This window comes from Nostoc sp. MG11 (assembly GCF_014904695.1).
Lineage (GTDB): Bacteria > Cyanobacteriota > Cyanobacteriia > Cyanobacteriales > Nostocaceae > Komarekiella.
In genome coordinates this window covers 57,345-73,047 of the sequence record NZ_JACXXN010000023.1, presented here as the reverse complement: position 1 = coordinate 73,047, position 15,703 = coordinate 57,345, and the positions used below count along the sequence as shown (strand labels likewise).

Below are 15,703 nucleotides of genomic sequence, written 5' to 3'. Positions count from 1 at the left end.
TAAAAACAAATGACAAAGGACAAACGACAAAAATACAAGATAGTGATGTCATTGTTATTGGTAGTGGTATCGGCGGGTTATGTGCTGCTGGGTTACTTGCTCGTTATGGGAAACGAGTTGTTGTGTATGAAAGCCACATAATTGCTGGAGGTGCTGCTCATAGCTTTAGACGGCGTGGATTTGAATTTGATTCTGGCCCCTCCTTTTATTGTGGTTTAACTGATCCCCAGAGTTTGAATCCGCTAAAACAAGTTTTGGATGTTCTCGGCGAATCCATTCAAGTTATATCCTATGATCCCTTGGGACACTACCACTTTCCTGAAAGCGCTTTTGCAGTTTATAGTAATGCTGAGCGTTACCGAGAACAAGTAGCTAAGGTTACGCCCCAAGGTGCTAGGGAACTCCAGCGGTTTGAAGAACGCTTGTTAGGTTTATACGAGGCAATGAAAGGCATTCCTACCCTGGCCCTGAGAGCCGATTGGCAGGTAATTCTGGTGTTGCTAAGTCGTTACCTGCCATCTTTAGGGAAAATGCTAACCAGCTTGCCACTTATTCAAGCTTCTGTAGGCAATGTGATGGATGCAACAGTGCAAGATCCTTGGGTGCGGCGGCTCATTGACCTGGAATGCTTTCTGCTTTCTGGTTTAAAGGCACACGGGACAATCGCTCCAGAAGTAGCTTTTATGTTAGGAGAACGCTCCCGTGCTGGAGTTGAGTATCCTATGGGTGGTAGTGGCGCAATTGTCAAGGCTTTAGTGCGAGGATTAGAACGCTGGGGTGGTGAGTTGCGGACGGGATGCCACGTCGAGCAAATTTTGGTGGAATCTGGTAAATCTGTAGGTGTAAAGTTGCAAAACGGTGAAGTTTTAAAAGCGCCTGTGGTGATTTCAAATGCAACGATTTGGGATACCTACAATCACCTGTTGCGTCCTGAAGATTTACCCGCATCTTACCGTCAAGTTGCTTTAGAAACACCAGCAGTTGAAAGTTTTATACATTTGCATTTAGGCATCCAAGCGGCTGGATTGGAAAATTTAACCGGACATCATGTGGTAGTTCACGATTCAAGTCAAGATATTACTACACCGGGTAATACGTGCATGATCTCGATTCCCAGTGTGTGGGATGCAACTTTAGCACCTGAAGGACATCATGTGGTTCATGCTTATACTCTCGAACCATACACCGGATGGGAACGGAATAATGGCTATGAACAGAAGAAGCAGGAAAAAGCACAATCTCTATATCGCGCCCTAGAGCGGATTATCCCAGATATTCGCGATCGCATCGTCTTAGAACTCATCGGTACACCGCTAACTCATGCCCATTATCTCCGACGCTATCAGGGAACCTATGGCCCTGCTATTTCAGCAGGTAAAGGTATGTTTCCTAATACACATACACCAATACAAGGTTTATATCGCGTAGGTGACAGCACTATGCCGGGAATTGGTGTACCAGCAGTAGCGGCGTCTGGTATTTTGTGTGCTAATAGTTTAGTGCAACCACGACAGACAGCAGAGCTATTAGATAATTTGAGAGGTCAATTGTATCCCTCATCAATTCCTTTTTTATAACTGACAAATTGCTTTCAGCACTTGTAGCGATTCAATCGCACGGGGAGATTCCATAAAATTCAAGAATGGCATCAAGTGATAAATTAGAGAATCTTTCTGTTGAATATACACAAACTGATAATATTGCCCGTTTGTTACTAGTCCCCAAACAGAATTGTGTTGCTGTAAGCTTTTATATGCATATGTAAGTAGTTGAGGTAAACCTTCTGATGGGGCAATGCTACTATTTTTAGATTCAATTAAAAGTACCCAAAAATAGGCATTAGCTTTTGTATGTTTAGCTTTGGTTACAGCTAAAATATCCATCCTGCCTTTAATTATTACATCTTCATCTTCAACTTCAATATCAGCTATATTTTCTTCTAGGCGAATTTCGATAGGATATCTATAGAAGCCAGCTAATCTTAGTAGAGGAGCAACTGCAAGAAACTTTACCTGACCTTCGGAAACTTTGCCTGCTGTGAGGTAACGCCGAAAGTCGTCTCTAATTTGCAGAAGTTCTTGTTGTTCTGTATCTATAAGAGGTTCTAATGATAACAGAGGAGCAAATGAGTCACTGTACTGTTCTTGAAAGCCAAACAAACGCTGAACTTCTTCTAAGGATAAATTACGAGCGTTGAGAATTGTCATTGATTTTTGCTTGATATTGACAGTAATTATTTAATTATATTATTTAGCAGCTAAAGCCATTTCCTAAATCACAGTAACATTAGAGTCATGTAGCTAGAAAACGTCAAATGACACTTCGGGGCGTGACTTGGAGATTTGCGTAAACTCTTGTTAGATGTTTATAAAAGTGTTCCTCTCTAATCCTTTTTATTCTAAGGGATGTTTAGAGAGCCAATCTCTTAAAACTTATAGCTAGTACCACTTCCGAAAAAACCTAGATTTGTCGTCCAGAAACCTAATTTTTTAAGTCTTGTTAAGAGAAATTTTCTCGTTGGTATACATGAAATCGACAAGCGATCGCCTGTGGACTATCTTTTTCCTGACCGGAATCGTAGAATTTGGAAGTGTAGCTGAACACTGCGTAGATAACGGGACTTTGGAGGTTAAAATGACAGGCGAACCCACCATTAAATTCACCTTTGCCGTTGACGATCCAGAGTTAGATGATGAGAGACGACAAAAAATAGCGAACAAGCTGCTATGGGAAATTCGGGATTTGGATGAGGTAGAGAAGGCAGATCGCGCGGAAGATTTGAACCCGGAAGCAGGAAGTAAGCCAGGTTTTGCCACTTTAATCGGAGTGCTAACGGCTGAAGTAAGCATAAAGAATGTCAACAGCTTTTTAAGTTTTTTGGGCGATCGCTTGGGTGACAAGCCGATGAAAATTAGTGTCAAAGTTGGAGATAAAGAAGTCAACATTGAAGCGAAAAGCCAACGAGAGCTATTAGAGAGTGAGAGAATAGCAAAAGACCTTTTGGCTGCAATGGGTGACGGCAAAAATGGCTAAGAAGATAGCGCTACTGATTGGAGTCAGTGAATACGGTGAAGGGATACCTGCTCTATCATCTGCTCTCAATGATGTAGAAGCTATGCAGCGAGTTTTGCAAAACCCAAGTCTGGGAGGTTTTGAGCAGGTGGAACGACTGCTTAATCCTGATGCGATCGCCATGCGAAGGGCAATTCAAAGGCTGTTTAGAGAAGCTACAAAAGATGACTTAGTATTATTGTTTTTCTCTGGTCATGGTATTACTAATGATGATGGTCATCTTTATTTAACGACTCGGATTACAGCTAAAAACGATTTTGAAGCTACTGCTGTAGACGCAAATTTTATCCAAGGACAATCAAATAACTGCTACGCCAAACGGCAAGTATTGATTTTGGATGCTTGCTACAGTGGTGCTTACGCTCAAGGTTGGCGGACAAAAAGTGTCGGTGTCGATATCAAAAAGCAGCTTGGTGCTGAGGGACGAGTTGTTCTCACATCTTCGAGTGCAACTCAAACTTCATTTGAGCAAGAAGGTTTACCGCTTTCGCTCTACACTCAGTATTTAGTTGAGGGAATTGAGACAGGTGCAGCAGACACAGACAACGATGGCAATATTCATGTACAAGAACTGCACGCTTACGCTAAGGCAAGAACTACAAATAGAAAACTGGTTTATATGAACTTTTTCAAAATTAGAGCATATCAGGAAAATGCCGACTGAGAAAAACTTGTGGTGTCAAAATCTGAATACCGTTAAATTCGTTTAAGACCAGTAAATCTAAATCACCAGTAATAATAACTTTAGCGTTAGCTGAATTGGCAGTTTCTAGAATCACAATATCATCTGGATCACGTAATTCAGGAACATCTACAACTTCTGTCGAACACGATTCGGAAAATCCTTCGGCGACAGACATTAAAGATTCAACTGTATAACCTCGCATCTCTAAGCGCGATTGAAATTTGGCACGTCTGAGAGTAGTTTCTAGTTCCAAAAACAGTGCTTGGGAGGCAAAAATGGTGATTCTTTCATTTCGTGCTAAATGCAAGAATTTACTAGGAATACCGCCCCAAAGCAAACCCGAAATCCAAACATTGACATCTAATACAATTCTCATGCTTTAGAACGTCTTTCCCGTCGCACTTCCTTGACAATTTCACTAATTTCTTCTAGAGAAGGTTGATTAGGGTCTGGTTCCAATTCATCAAGGCGTTGGAGAAATTCATCTAGGTTTACAGTCGGCTTGTGGATTTTTTTCAGAACAATTTCCGCTTCTGTAATTGATACCATATATTCATCGCCAGGACTCAGTTTTGCTTGAATTTCTGCTGGAAGTTCTAATTGACCTTCTGCGGTCACTTTCACTAAAATATCTGTATTTGTTTCCATGATGTAATTTTTCCTCTAAGTTAGATTGTATTGCTATAACTTGCAAATTGCTTTGAGAATTTGCATTAACACCGATTGAATGCCCTTAACACGATGTTTGCACGCTATTCCTTGCCAGAGTCAAGGAACGAGGTATTGAGGAGTTCATTCCATTTCCATTTTCAGACTCAACTCAAATTAAGCGATCGCACAACCCAATTCAAATTCCTTATTAACCTATCTTAACCCATAGCAAAATCTGTAAACTGTCTTTTATAAGGCGAGTGAAATCCCAACACAATATCTTGTTTTGGAATACCTAAAGCCACTAATTCATCAGCAATATTAGCTTCCGTTCCATTATGCTGAATCCAAATTTTCTCATTTTTAATATCTAAATGTAATACGCAACCATATACACGTCGCTTGTTTTGCCAACCCACGTATACTAACTGATAATGATCGTGTTCAGTATCAAATATAGTCTGTGCTTCTACTGGACTATCAGATTTTTCATACCTACTATATGCTGTTGTTAGCAACTACTTAATATAGTTTCTATATTCCTCTAATTTAGCCATCTGACAATTACCTCATTTTCGATGTCATAAATTAGCGCATCGCAGTTATCGAATGGAGAGACTTAAGTGACTGCAACTAACACCAAGTTTGCACAACACGACCCTTCAACTGTTGTCCTAACCAAGGTGTATTACTAGAAAGTGTATAAAGATTTTTCCTTTCTACTTTCCAGGTTTCTTGAGGATTAAATAGAGTGAGTTCTGCTAGTCGATTAGAAGTAATAGCACTCACTTTCTGACCCAAACACTCTGCTGATCGAATGCTCAAAGCACCCCATAATTCTAAAGCTGTAAATTCCCCAGTTTCTACAAGGTGCTGCCATAACAGCGGCAATGCTAACTCTAAACCAATTGCCCCTGGTGGCGCTTCAGCGAAAGCTTGAACTTTTTCTTCGTAGGTGTAGGGTGCGTGGTCAATAGCGATCGCATCCACAATACCCGCACGTACCCCCGCACGCAATCCTGCTACATCACTGGGATTGCCTAAAGGTGGGTCTAAATGCAAGCTGGTATGATAACTTTTAACCGCTTTTGTATCTAACAAAAGATGCATCCAAGTAGTGCTAGCGGTGATGGGTAATCCAGCAGCCTTTGCTGAGGCGATCAGTTCCACACTACGCGCTGTAGAGACACGCATGATATGTACTGGTGTACTCGTAGCAGCAACCAATTCTAACAAAGCAGCGATCGCAGCAGTTTCAGCGCTGGCGGGTATAGGTGGTAAACCCAGACGAATCGCTTCTGGCCCTTCTCTGATTACACCGTTTGCTGTCAATTGGCGATCGCTAGGCCAAAATGCTACTGGTTTACCCAACGGCTGGAGATATTCCAACACCCGCCGCACCAGCGCCAAATTTTCCCAAGGTAGACCATCGCTAAAACCAACAACTCCAGCATTCGCCAAATCTGCCAATTCTGTCATTTGCTTCCCAGCAATATCTAGGGTAATAGCACCCCAAACTTGAAGCAGGGGGAGAGGAGGAGCAGGGGAAGCAGGGGGAGACAAATTAATTTTCTCTTTCTCTCCCATCTTTCTCATTCTCTTCATCTCCCCACCTTTATTTTGCAACTGCGCCACTAAAGCCGGGTTATCGATGGATGGAGATGTATCGGGTAAAATGCTAACTCTGGTAAAACCGCCAGCCGCAGCAGCTTGCAAGAAAGACAAGAGAGTTTCTCGTTCTTCATACCCCGGTTCGCCGGAGTGGCTATACAAATCCACTAACCCAGGCCCAAGAACTAATCCCCGACAATCTCTGATTTGAGTATCGGCACTAATGTCAGAAATGTGCGTGGCGATCGCTCGGATTTCACCATCAGCAATTAGCACATCAGCTATTTGGTCAGTTCCAAAACCAGGGTCAATCACCCGTACTTGTTGCAGTAGTTCAGTCATAAAATGTTTGAGTTATCAGTTATGAGTTATTTACTCGTCACCTCTAACTTTATTCCTCACTCCTCACCCGTCACTTCTCACTTTTTTACAATGCCCCGGCTGCTGTTTTATCTAGTACGCCTCCACCCAAATGAGTGGTGATATTCATCGCTTGCAATACTGGTAAACCATTTAGACCAGCAGGATAGTCGATGACACTAACTGCACCATTACCTTGGCGGAAATTCCAGAAATTTTCTAGTGGTAAACCGAGAATATGACAAAGCAAAGTTTTATTAGTAGCGTCGTGAGCTACCACCAATACAGTTTTGAATTGTTTAGTTAGTGCTACTTCCACAATTGATTGCCAAGCTGCAACACTGCGCTCCCACACCTGTTGCAAATTTTCTCCTTCTGGCATTTGGACTTCTGCTGGTACTGTCCGCCAGCGCTGCAACTCGCCGGGAAACTCTTGCTCTATTTCTGTTTCTAATCTTCCTTCCCAGAGTCCGTGACCAATTTCTCTTAAACCATCTTGCAATTCCAACTCTACATTAGGATGGTGCTTTAAGATAATCTCTGCTGTTTCTTTGGGACGCAGCATTGGGCTACTCACTGCAAAATCAATCGCGATCTCTTGCAAGAATTCGCCTGTTTTTTGCGACTGTTGTCTACCATTGTCGTTGAGGGGAACGTCAATTTGTCCTTGAAACCTGGTTTGGCGATTCCACTCAGTTTCTCCATGACGCACCAACAACAATCGTACTCCTTCATGATCCGGTCGCAATGAAGGCAGAGTTTCTCCAGTATGTTGTGTTTGATTCAAAGACTCTAGTTGGACTGCTTCCCCTAATCCCCCAGAAAAATTTAGTACGGTAATGCCACAATTCGATTGCTGGATTGAATGATAGCGGCTTGGGGGAATATTCAGCGCCGTGCTAATGAGAGCGCGATTAATGCCGTTATGTCCCACGATGAGAATGGTTTCGCCTTGATGACGGGGCAAAATTTCTTGCCAAAATTGCTGCGCCTGTTTGTATAAAGCCAGGACAGGGAAATGTTCTTTTGTCCCCTCCGCATCTTTCAACAGCATCCGCATTTCGTGGGGACGTTCATGCCAGGTGCGATAGTCTTCGGCAAACTTCTGCTTGACATCAGCACTAAGCATTGCTTCCCACAGAGGCAAGTCAATTTCCAGCAGATGATCACAAGCTTGGGGTATAGCAGACTGTCCAGCATGAATTGCTAACTCACTATGGATAATATCTGCTGTCTGTTTTGCTCGCTGTAAGGGACTGCTGTAAATTGCATTAAATAAAATATTACTGAGGGCTTTGCCTAGTTTAGTGGCATCGTTACGACCTTTTTCTGTTAATTTCGACGCATCAGTGCGCCCTTGAATACGCCGCTCGGTGTTATAGCCGCTTTGACCGTGGCGCATAATGATGACACGAGTCATCTATCTTGCCCTCCTCTATCTAAAGGACTAATTTTACTGCAAAATGTCTGCACAAGTATTAATAGATAGATTTGGCATTTGAAAAAGGGACTGGGAACTGGGAAAACTTGGAAGGGGATTCAGACCCCAACCAAGTTTTGTTCGCGCAGCGTCTCGCTCCAGAAGAAAACCTTCCTAATCCCAAGTCCCCGTGTACACCGTAGCCTAAGGGGAGGCGCCCACCGTAGGATAACCGTTCGCCTCCATTCTCCTAAAGGAGAAGGGCTGTAGGGCGATCGCTAACTCGGCACGCTCGTATGGTCAACCTGTATACCTAATTACTCGTTTTCCAGATCTAACTGCAATCGCATTCCTTGATTTTCGTTCCCCGATTCAACTGGTACTAAAAAAACAGAACTATCTGGCAGTGGTTGTGATTGGTTGAGACGTAATTTAACTGGAGTAGTATTGTTTCTTCGGTTATTGATGGAGTTACTTCCTAGATTATTTGGCTCGAAAAATATAAGGAAGTCATCCTGGGTTGTTTTACTCTCAATTCCATTTAGAGAATTACCAGTTGTTTTATATTGTACTGGGTTTGAGTTCGATGGTGATTGTGCATACACCGAGTTTCCTGAGCTTGCAAAGATCAGTATCATTCCAAAGGAAGCAATAATTTTGGCGTTCATTTGTTGTATCCAAATTCTATTTATATTGCTTGGTTTTATTCTTTAAACGATTTTTTTTGCTAAAGTCTATCATCAGGCTTTATATAAAAACGATTGTATTTCGTATATACATAGGTTGTCAACGATAGCTGTTTTAGGTTAAGTAAATTAACTAGACAAAATACTATTTAAAAAATGTAGCAAATAATGCAAAACTTTGTTAATAAAATATTAAGAAAATTGAATTCGACTTGTAGAGATAATATGACAGTTGCTCAATTTTCAATCAAAGAACTAATAGGATAGTTCTTCTACAATTAAAACGTATAGTCTTTATAATTCTCTTTGTTTGCGCCTTTGACCTGCTAGCGATCGCTTCTTGAAACCATTTGTATCGATCCGAAGCAGTTAGCACGGTTATTCTTGCTCTTACGAACCGTGAATATCTACAGGCGACACCTCCTCAAACAAGTAATTGCCTAATTTATACAGTTAAAAACCGCAAGTCATCTTTGTTACAGTACTTAATAACTATTAACTTACTGAATTACCTGAAGTTAACCTAATCCATACCTGGATGTAACCTATCGTTACTTAAACTATTCGTTAATCTTCTACATACTTGCAATCTCACAAGAACTTGCAGAAATACTTGTCCATAACCCAGATCTAGAATCGGAGGTCAATTTAATGGTTTCAATTCGAGTACAGCAAATCTCATTTGTAATTGCTGCTGTGCTTTTGAACTGGGGAGTGGGAATTTCAGCCGTAGCGGCCTCAAAAACATTGACGATTTATTCAGGGCGAGAAGAGGACATTATGGCTCCCCTGATTGAAAAAGCTCAGAAAGATTTGGGGATAAATATTCAGGTACGCTATGGTGACTCCACTGAGTTAGCGATCGCCCTCCTCGAAGAAGGTAAAAATAGCCGCGCTGATGTATTTTATGCTCAAGATGCTGGTTCCTTGGGAGCTATAGCCAAAGAAGGGCGAACCTTATCTCTTCCTACGCAATTATTGAACAAAGTTGCTCAGCAATTTCGCTCTCCCGCCGGGCAATGGGTTGGCATCTCTGGACGCGCACGCGTAATCGACTACAACACTAAGCTTGTGAAAGCTAGCGAACTTCCCACAAGTGTAATGCAACTGAGTGATCCGAAGTGGCGAGGTAAAGTCGGTTGGGCACCTACTAACGGTTCTTTTTTATCTTTTGTCACTGCAATGCGACTCATAGAAGGGGATCAAAAAACTTTGCAGTGGTTGAAGGCGATGAAAGCCAATGGAGCCAAAGACTATAGCAAAAATTCTGCAATTGTTGAGGCCTTAGGACGGGGAGAAATCGCTTTGGGATTAGTAAATAACTATTACCTATATCGATTTATCACAACAAATCCTAACTTCCCCGTCGCTATTCATCATACACGTGGTGATGCAGGAGCATTGATTAACGTGGCAGGTTTGGCAGTACTGAATACAACCGATCAAAAAAGTGATGCAGAAAAGTTTGTTGCTTACATGCTCAGCCCAGACGTACAAAAGTACCTGACTCAGAAGTTTTATGAATATCCGTTGGTAAAAGGCATCCCTGTATCACACAAACAAGTTCCGCTGAATCAGCTACAGTCTCCGCAGCTTGATCTAAGTGAATTATCTGATTTAAAGGGAACTATCTCAATACTCCAAGAGGCAGGTTTATTGTAACTAGATTGGGGAACTCGGGGCCCCCTCTGGGGATAAGGGGCAATGGGGACTGGGGACTGGGGAATGAGTGCAGGTTATTCCCAATCATCTGTAACCTATCTACCTCTTCCGTAATCTCTCATCTCCTCAAGCCTTGCAATTTTTATTAGAAGCTATGCTTAGAGGCATTAGAGGTATAAAAACTCATCATCCACCTTTGTTTCTTGTAATCATAGCTGGACTGACGGCTATGGCGATCGCACTACCTTTGACTTACTTAGTCATACGCATGGCTGGTGTCGGCCCTGAAAAGTTGTTGGCTTTGATATCGCGTCCCCGCACGCTGACTGTGTTGTTTAACAGCGTTGGACTAGCTGTAGTTAGTACTTTACTTTCAGCTGCGATCGCAATACCACTGGCGTTTCTCACAATGCGGACGGATTTACCTTGGCGGCGATTTTGGCTGATTGTTACCACATTACCCTTAGCTGTACCCGACTATGTGGGTGGTTTTGCTTTAATTGCTGCTTTTGGCCCCAAGGGGAGCTGGTTACAACTTTGGCTAGAACCGCTAGGAGTGCAGGAGTTACCAGAAATCTACGGTTGGACTGGAGCAATTCTGGGACTAACTCTGTTTTCCTATCCATATTTACTGCTGAGTATTCAGGCTGGATGGCAAGGCGTTGACCCAACAATTGAGGAAGCTGCAAGGAGTTTAGGTTATAGTCAGCGGGAAACCTTTTTTCAGATCACCTTACCTACTCTGCGTCCATCAATTGTAGCCGGAGGATTGTTGGTCACGCTGAATGCTTTGCAGGATTTTGGCACAACTTCAGTGATGCGATTTGATACATTTACACGCGCGATTTTTCTGCAGTACAGATATACATTTGATCGCAATCATGCAGCGGCGCTAGCTTTAATGCTGGTGGGTTTAGTTTTGCTGGTGTTGTGGTTAGAATACAAAGCGCGATCGCGAGCTGCCTACTACAGTCGTGCCACCAAATCCTACCGTTTGCCTGCATTGGTTCATCTTGGTGTTTGGCAAGTGCCTGCAATTTTGTTTTGCCTCGTCATCGCTAGCTTGGGTCTGGTGTTACCAATAAGTGTCACTTTGTTTTGGCTAGTCAGAGGATTAACAAGCACAGGCGTAGGTGAAATTATCTCTTTACTGAAACTGATGCAGTTAGCTTGGCACTCGATAGTAGCCGCAGGATTGGCCGCCATAGTAGCCACTCTCTGCGCTTTGCCAATCGCAATCCTTGCAGTCCGGTTTCCCAGTCGCATTACCGTCGCCATTGAACGCTGTAGCTATATTGGCTTTGGTTTACCTGGAATTGTAGTCGCCCTCTCTCTGGTATTTTGGGGAGCAAATTACCTGCCTTGGTTATATCAAACTTTGCCAATGCTGATATTTGCATATTTAGTATTATTTGTTTCCCAGTCCGTTGGCACAGTGCGGAGTTCCCTGCTTCAAGTTAATCCCCAATTAGAAGAATCTGCCCAGAGTTTAGGCAGAACCCGCTGGCAAAGTTTAAAAGAAATTACGTTGCCCCTAGTGAGTCCGGGGGTTCTGGGTGGAGCAGCGTTGGTGTTTCTGACTGCAATTAAGGAGTTACCAGTGACATTACTATTGGCTCCCATTGGCTTTAGTACCTTAGCAACGCATATTTGGAAAGCAACTGAGAGTGTTTCCTATAGTGATGCAGCAGCGGCGGTACTAGTAATGCTAGTGATTTCAATTAGTTCCACGTTGTTGGTGTTGTCTCAAAATCGCTTCAAAGGACTCTCTTTAGAGGCATACCGTAGTTTGCAAAGGGAGGTTGATTAACAGTTTTGCTACCAGCAAAGAGCAATATGGAGCCGCAGAACGAGGAATAGGCTAGTTTAAAGGTATCGGTTCAGGCAAATTAATAGCTGGATTGCGGCTAAAGAATCCTCTAGGAACGAGTTTAAAACCAACTCGGTGAACAGGCATCACAGGCCAATCCTCCGATCGCGGAATATGAGTCACGCCCATTGTGTACCACAACACGATATCTTCACCCATTAAAGACTCATCGTCTGCAATATATTGAGGTAAACCCTGTCCCGGCTGTCCTTGGTTGGGATAATCTCCGCTAGCATAAAGTTCATCTGGCTCATATTTCGTTACCCAGACATGATGAGTTGCAAATTCAGCCTTTTGGCGGATCTTCGAGCCTTCCACAGGGAAAAATATTGAGTTACCTCCAGGCATCAGCATATATCCAGGAGCAGCCCCCAGACTATTCTTCTTATCTGCACTAACAATCATCCATTCCCGACTGTGTTTCATATCTATATCGCGCACAGCAGCCGTTTCTTTTGCTAGTGGGGTTTCTGCAAGTGCGATCGCATTTCCTACAGGATTTTTCTCATCTATTGGCAAGGCTTTCATGTTCATTTCCATCACAGAATTAGCCTGACCATCTACATCCATATCTAGACGGTAGTTGAAAAAGTGCTGATGATTCACTCCGACAATGTTTTTTGCGATTAACCGACCATAGGAATTATCCTCAGACTGTTTTTCGGCAGCCGTTCCCTGTGCTAGTACGATACCCGTTAATTCGTTCTCGACCTCCAGCATCCCATCCTGGTGAAAGATCCAATTAACGTTGTAATCATAGTTATCAACCGCCGCAGTCATCGTCATAACTAGTTCTCGATTACGACGGACATCGTTGCGTTTGGTGTTGTACTCATAGTGCTTCCAGAGCATTCCGCGATCGCGCTCGTAGATACCGAGAACACCTGGTATCACATAAGGTTCTCCCTGCTCATTAGCCAACACAGCGTTTAGCAAAAGACCATTTTCGGGAATTTCCTTTCCCAACTCCATCGTATTTGCTAACAAACCAAAGTTATATTCCCCAACATCAAATGCATTTCTAAACGACCAGGTAGGCTCAGGATCAAAGTAAGGTACTACCATCTCCGATAGACTAGCGCGGTATAACACTGGTCGGACATTTCCCCCGTCGTTGTAATTCACTTGGTAGAGCACCAATCCACTGCGGGGATGCATCATATAGCGAAACTTCCAACCTTGCCAGCTAATTTCATTACCGTTGAGCCGGAAGCTTTTACCATTAGGTTGGAAAATTTTCAATGCTTTAGGTGGTGAAAGTAATTTGCCCAAGGACTTAACATCGTAGTTCCAGTTTTCTTTGGAAAAAGGTACTTTTCCTCTATCAACAAAACTGGCAATTTTACCTGTATTCAAATTGACGGTTGCTAGCACTCCTTCAATGGGACTACCGTAAAAATTCCAGCGATCGCCTTTGTAATAGGATAAAGCTCGACAAAGGCGATCGCCTGCGACAACTTCGAGTTGACTCAGGATTCCTGGCGCCCAACAACTAATTTTAACTTGATTGAAATCTGTAATTCCCCGGCTTTTCATCGCTTTTTGCCACTGGGGATCGGCTTTGACTACCTGAGTTGCTAGTTCATATTCTGGATTAATAATTGCAGGTTGAGCAGAGGGTATTTCTTTCCAAGAACTTAAAGTTTTGCTTGTTAAGTCAACAATTCCCTCGTAAGTTTTGTTTTGCGAACGTTCATACACTACCAAAAAAGCTTTTCGCTGGAAGGCTTTACCAGGTGTAAATTTTATAACTTCATTTTTATCTGGTTCTTGCAAAGTAATCAGTGGAAAAGCTGCCATTTCGCTCAAAGTTTTTGCTCTTTTGATCACCGAAACAGCTGTTCTAATTTCTACCTCAGTTAATTCAGTAAGAGGATGGGAAATCGAGGGCTGCTGAGCAGACAACATTTCCATAAATCCTAGTGAGATAGTAATTAAGACAATGAGGGTAATAGCTATCCAAAAAAAACGGAATCTCTTAATCATCCCTTTACATTTTTCCAATAAACGTATATTTATCTATTTCCGAGCAATAGCCTAGAAACCGATAAATTAAGAGATTAATGTCAAATTAATTTGCTAACAGCTAGGGACTCTTAAGAGGGGAAAGGTTAAAGGGTAAGGGGATAATTCTTTCTTAGCCCCTTACCCCTCTCGCTTTAACTGATACTCAGTTACTTTTATTTACGCAGAAACTAAACGGCGTAAAGATTCTGCACGGCGTTTAGCAGTAGAGTTGTTGGGAGAATATTTTAGTGCTTCTTCGTAAGTTTGTAATGCCTGAGCAGTTAATTTTTTTCGCTCGTAAGCATGACCAAGATTATTCAACCCTGTTACATAATCTGGTTTCTTTTTGAGCGCTTCTTTGTACTGGCGAATCGCTAAGTCGTATTGCTCTTGGGTAAAGTAAGCATAGCCTAGACCATTGTAAATGGGGGCAATATTTTCTTCACCCTCTTCTTCAGCGGCTTTAAGAGCTTTTTGAAATAGCGCGATCGCCTGGGAAAACAATTTTTTTTCTGAATAAATACTGGCTAACTCATAATATTCTTGAGCTGTACCCTTTTCTTTCTCTAATTTCTTTCGCAATCGTGACAGAGAGCTTTCAAGCTTGCGAGTTTTCAAAATCTGGCGAAAAACACCCACAAGTGTAAATGCGAGTAGACCCACCAAAATCGAGAGATAAACAACGGCTAGATTGTTATCCATTATTTGCAAATACAATTATTAAAAGTTACTTCTGTATCTATTATCAGGTTTTTGTCAAGGGTCAAAAGTCAAGGGTCAAGAGTTAGTAGTTATTCTCTTTGTCTCTCGCTTCCTCATCTCCCACTCAGCACGGGCTAAACGCCCCGCTACCGTGCAAATTACGGTAAGCCCCAATATTGAGAGCGTTGCTGAAGCCAACCTTCTGCTAAGTAACGAGTGATCGCTTCATTCACTCCTCGTCTTAACTCATCGTACTGCAATCCCTTGGGCATTACTACGGACAAGGGTTCAGTAGATAGTTTGGTTGGCAGTAGCCGATACTGAGGATATTGTTGCACCCAACCACTTAGAACGCTAGCATCTGCGGCAAAAGCTACGGCGGTATTACTTTCTATTTGCTCTCTTGCTTCTTCGTAAGAATTTACTCCTACTAACTCAGCATTTGGCACATAGTAACGCACTTGGGCGATGGTACTGGAGTTATTAAGTACGGCAATCTTCCGTTTTGCCAAATCGCTCAGCTTTTGCACAGAGGCATCTTTTGTAACCAAGACTGCGCCATCGAAGTAGTAAGGAACACTGAAATTAACTAGGCGAGCGCGTGACTCGGTTGCTGTGACTCTGGCGATCGCAAAATCAACTTTCTGATCTAAGACTACAGTTAGGCGATCGCGATTTGCTACTGGTTGTAACTTGATAGCATCTGGTTTGCCTAGCAAGTCATCTGCTAAACGCTTCGCCAAATCAATTTCTAAGCCTTGCAAATTGCCGCTGGCGTCTCTAAATCCCAAGGGACGCAAGTTATCTTTGACGGCAATAGTTAAATAGCCCCGCTGCTGAATTTCTGGCATTTGGGCAGCAGATGCGATGAATCCCGTCGCCAAAATGGAATAGCAGAGAATACAGACTATGGTAGCGGATAATACCAGATGTAACCGATTAATTGTTAGCCATCTGTTACATCGGTTATTCATCCG

15 protein-coding genes are annotated in these 15,703 nt (G+C 42.6%); 5 read left to right on the top strand and 10 right to left on the bottom strand.

Translation table 11 applies throughout. The features are described from left to right. The first annotated feature begins 32 nt into the window (after positions 1-32). On the top strand, positions 33-1,577 hold the full coding sequence (locus HCR01_RS24985; RefSeq protein ID WP_193198800.1) for a phytoene desaturase family protein: 1,545 nt from the start codon (positions 33-35) through the stop codon (positions 1,575-1,577). Here the strand turns inward: HCR01_RS24985 and HCR01_RS24980 are convergent. Next, a complete protein-coding gene (locus HCR01_RS24980) occupies positions 1,572-2,207 on the bottom strand; it encodes a restriction endonuclease subunit R (protein WP_193198775.1) in 636 nt (211 codons plus the stop codon). The genes HCR01_RS24985 and HCR01_RS24980 overlap by 6 nt on opposite strands. Before the next feature lie 319 nt (positions 2,208-2,526). On the opposite strand from HCR01_RS24980, the gene HCR01_RS24975 reads away from it, so the two are divergent. Together HCR01_RS24975 and HCR01_RS24970 are read left to right on the top strand one after the other, a co-directional pair. Continuing rightward, positions 2,527-3,033 carry a hypothetical protein gene (locus HCR01_RS24975; RefSeq protein WP_226889606.1) on the top strand — a complete coding sequence of 169 codons (507 nt, stop codon included), beginning with the start codon at positions 2,527-2,529 and terminating at the stop codon, positions 3,031-3,033. Continuing rightward, the gene (locus tag HCR01_RS24970) at positions 3,026-3,736 is read left to right on the top strand and encodes a caspase family protein (RefSeq protein WP_226889605.1); all 711 of its coding nucleotides are present in this window, start codon (positions 3,026-3,028) and stop codon (positions 3,734-3,736) included. Before HCR01_RS24975 ends, HCR01_RS24970 begins: the two co-directional genes overlap by 8 nt. On the opposite strand, the gene HCR01_RS24965 is transcribed toward HCR01_RS24970, so the two are convergent. The 6 genes from HCR01_RS24965 to HCR01_RS24940 all read right to left on the bottom strand — a co-directional run bounded on the left by HCR01_RS24965 (position 3,708) and on the right by HCR01_RS24940 (position 8,467). Then, complete coding sequence (locus HCR01_RS24965; protein WP_193198774.1) at positions 3,708-4,133, bottom strand: putative toxin-antitoxin system toxin component, PIN family; 426 nt, start codon at positions 4,131-4,133, stop codon at positions 3,708-3,710. The genes HCR01_RS24970 and HCR01_RS24965 overlap by 29 nt on opposite strands. After that, positions 4,130-4,405 (bottom strand): AbrB/MazE/SpoVT family DNA-binding domain-containing protein, encoded by a 276-nt coding sequence (locus tag HCR01_RS24960; RefSeq protein ID WP_193198773.1) that lies wholly within the window; start codon positions 4,403-4,405, stop codon positions 4,130-4,132. Before HCR01_RS24960 ends, HCR01_RS24965 begins: the two co-directional genes overlap by 4 nt. 221 nt (positions 4,406-4,626) lie before the next feature. Beyond that, positions 4,627-4,926 carry a XisI protein gene (locus HCR01_RS24955; RefSeq protein ID WP_226889604.1) on the bottom strand — a complete coding sequence of 100 codons (300 nt, stop codon included), beginning with the start codon at positions 4,924-4,926 and terminating at the stop codon, positions 4,627-4,629. A 115-nt stretch (positions 4,927-5,041) separates the two neighbouring features. Further along, positions 5,042-6,361: a dihydroorotase gene (locus HCR01_RS24950; protein WP_193198772.1), complete on the bottom strand. Its 1,320-nt coding sequence runs from the start codon at positions 6,359-6,361 to the stop codon at positions 5,042-5,044. Positions 6,362-6,446: 85 nt separating this feature from the next. Further along, complete coding sequence (locus HCR01_RS24945) at positions 6,447-7,799, bottom strand: histidine phosphatase family protein (RefSeq protein ID WP_193198771.1); 1,353 nt, start codon at positions 7,797-7,799, stop codon at positions 6,447-6,449. Positions 7,800-8,116: 317 nt separating this feature from the next. Then, positions 8,117-8,467 carry a hypothetical protein gene (locus HCR01_RS24940; RefSeq protein ID WP_193198770.1) on the bottom strand — a complete coding sequence of 117 codons (351 nt, stop codon included), beginning with the start codon at positions 8,465-8,467 and terminating at the stop codon, positions 8,117-8,119. 669 nt (positions 8,468-9,136) lie between these two features. Here HCR01_RS24940 and HCR01_RS24935 point away from each other — a divergent pair. Together HCR01_RS24935 and HCR01_RS24930 are read left to right on the top strand one after the other, a co-directional pair. Continuing rightward, positions 9,137-10,147 carry an iron ABC transporter substrate-binding protein gene (locus HCR01_RS24935; protein WP_193198769.1) on the top strand — a complete coding sequence of 337 codons (1,011 nt, stop codon included), beginning with the start codon at positions 9,137-9,139 and terminating at the stop codon, positions 10,145-10,147. Between the two features lie 154 nt (positions 10,148-10,301). Continuing rightward, the gene (locus tag HCR01_RS24930; protein WP_193198768.1) at positions 10,302-11,957 is read left to right on the top strand and encodes an ABC transporter permease; all 1,656 of its coding nucleotides are present in this window, start codon (positions 10,302-10,304) and stop codon (positions 11,955-11,957) included. 51 nt (positions 11,958-12,008) lie between these two features. On the opposite strand, the gene HCR01_RS24925 is transcribed toward HCR01_RS24930, so the two are convergent. The 3 genes from HCR01_RS24925 to HCR01_RS24915 all read right to left on the bottom strand — a co-directional run bounded on the left by HCR01_RS24925 (position 12,009) and on the right by HCR01_RS24915 (position 15,700). Then, on the bottom strand, positions 12,009-14,003 hold the full coding sequence (locus HCR01_RS24925; protein ID WP_193198767.1) for a primary-amine oxidase: 1,995 nt from the start codon (positions 14,001-14,003) through the stop codon (positions 12,009-12,011). A 198-nt stretch (positions 14,004-14,201) separates the two neighbouring features. Further along, positions 14,202-14,726, bottom strand: a complete 525-nt coding sequence (locus HCR01_RS24920; RefSeq protein WP_193198766.1) for a tetratricopeptide repeat protein — start codon at positions 14,724-14,726, stop codon at positions 14,202-14,204. 158 nt (positions 14,727-14,884) lie between these two features. Next, positions 14,885-15,700 (bottom strand): transporter substrate-binding domain-containing protein, encoded by an 816-nt coding sequence (locus HCR01_RS24915; RefSeq protein ID WP_193198765.1) that lies wholly within the window; start codon positions 15,698-15,700, stop codon positions 14,885-14,887. Between the last annotated feature and the right edge of the window lie 3 nt (positions 15,701-15,703).

Bases quoted from the DNA above. Each gene is read 5' to 3' on its own strand.
- HCR01_RS24935 (WP_193198769.1), top strand. From the start codon at position 9,137: ATGGTTTCAATTCGAGTACAGCAAATCTCATTTGTAATTGCTGCTGTG.
- HCR01_RS24980 (WP_193198775.1), bottom strand. From the start codon at position 2,207: ATGACAATTCTCAACGCTCGTAATTTATCCTTAGAAGAAGTTCAGCGT.
- HCR01_RS24975 (WP_226889606.1), top strand. From the start codon at position 2,527: ATGAAATCGACAAGCGATCGCCTGTGGACTATCTTTTTCCTGACCGGA.
- HCR01_RS24970 (WP_226889605.1), top strand. From the start codon at position 3,026: ATGGCTAAGAAGATAGCGCTACTGATTGGAGTCAGTGAATACGGTGAA.
- HCR01_RS24945 (WP_193198771.1), bottom strand. From the start codon at position 7,799: ATGACTCGTGTCATCATTATGCGCCACGGTCAAAGCGGCTATAACACC.
- HCR01_RS24960 (WP_193198773.1), bottom strand. From the start codon at position 4,405: ATGGAAACAAATACAGATATTTTAGTGAAAGTGACCGCAGAAGGTCAA.
- HCR01_RS24915 (WP_193198765.1), bottom strand. From the start codon at position 15,700: ATGAATAACCGATGTAACAGATGGCTAACAATTAATCGGTTACATCTG.
- HCR01_RS24920 (WP_193198766.1), bottom strand. From the start codon at position 14,726: ATGGATAACAATCTAGCCGTTGTTTATCTCTCGATTTTGGTGGGTCTA.
- HCR01_RS24925 (WP_193198767.1), bottom strand. From the start codon at position 14,003: ATGATTAAGAGATTCCGTTTTTTTTGGATAGCTATTACCCTCATTGTC.
- HCR01_RS24940 (WP_193198770.1), bottom strand. From the start codon at position 8,467: ATGAACGCCAAAATTATTGCTTCCTTTGGAATGATACTGATCTTTGCA.
- HCR01_RS24950 (WP_193198772.1), bottom strand. From the start codon at position 6,361: ATGACTGAACTACTGCAACAAGTACGGGTGATTGACCCTGGTTTTGGA.
- HCR01_RS24965 (WP_193198774.1), bottom strand. From the start codon at position 4,133: ATGAGAATTGTATTAGATGTCAATGTTTGGATTTCGGGTTTGCTTTGG.
- HCR01_RS24930 (WP_193198768.1), top strand. From the start codon at position 10,302: ATGCTTAGAGGCATTAGAGGTATAAAAACTCATCATCCACCTTTGTTT.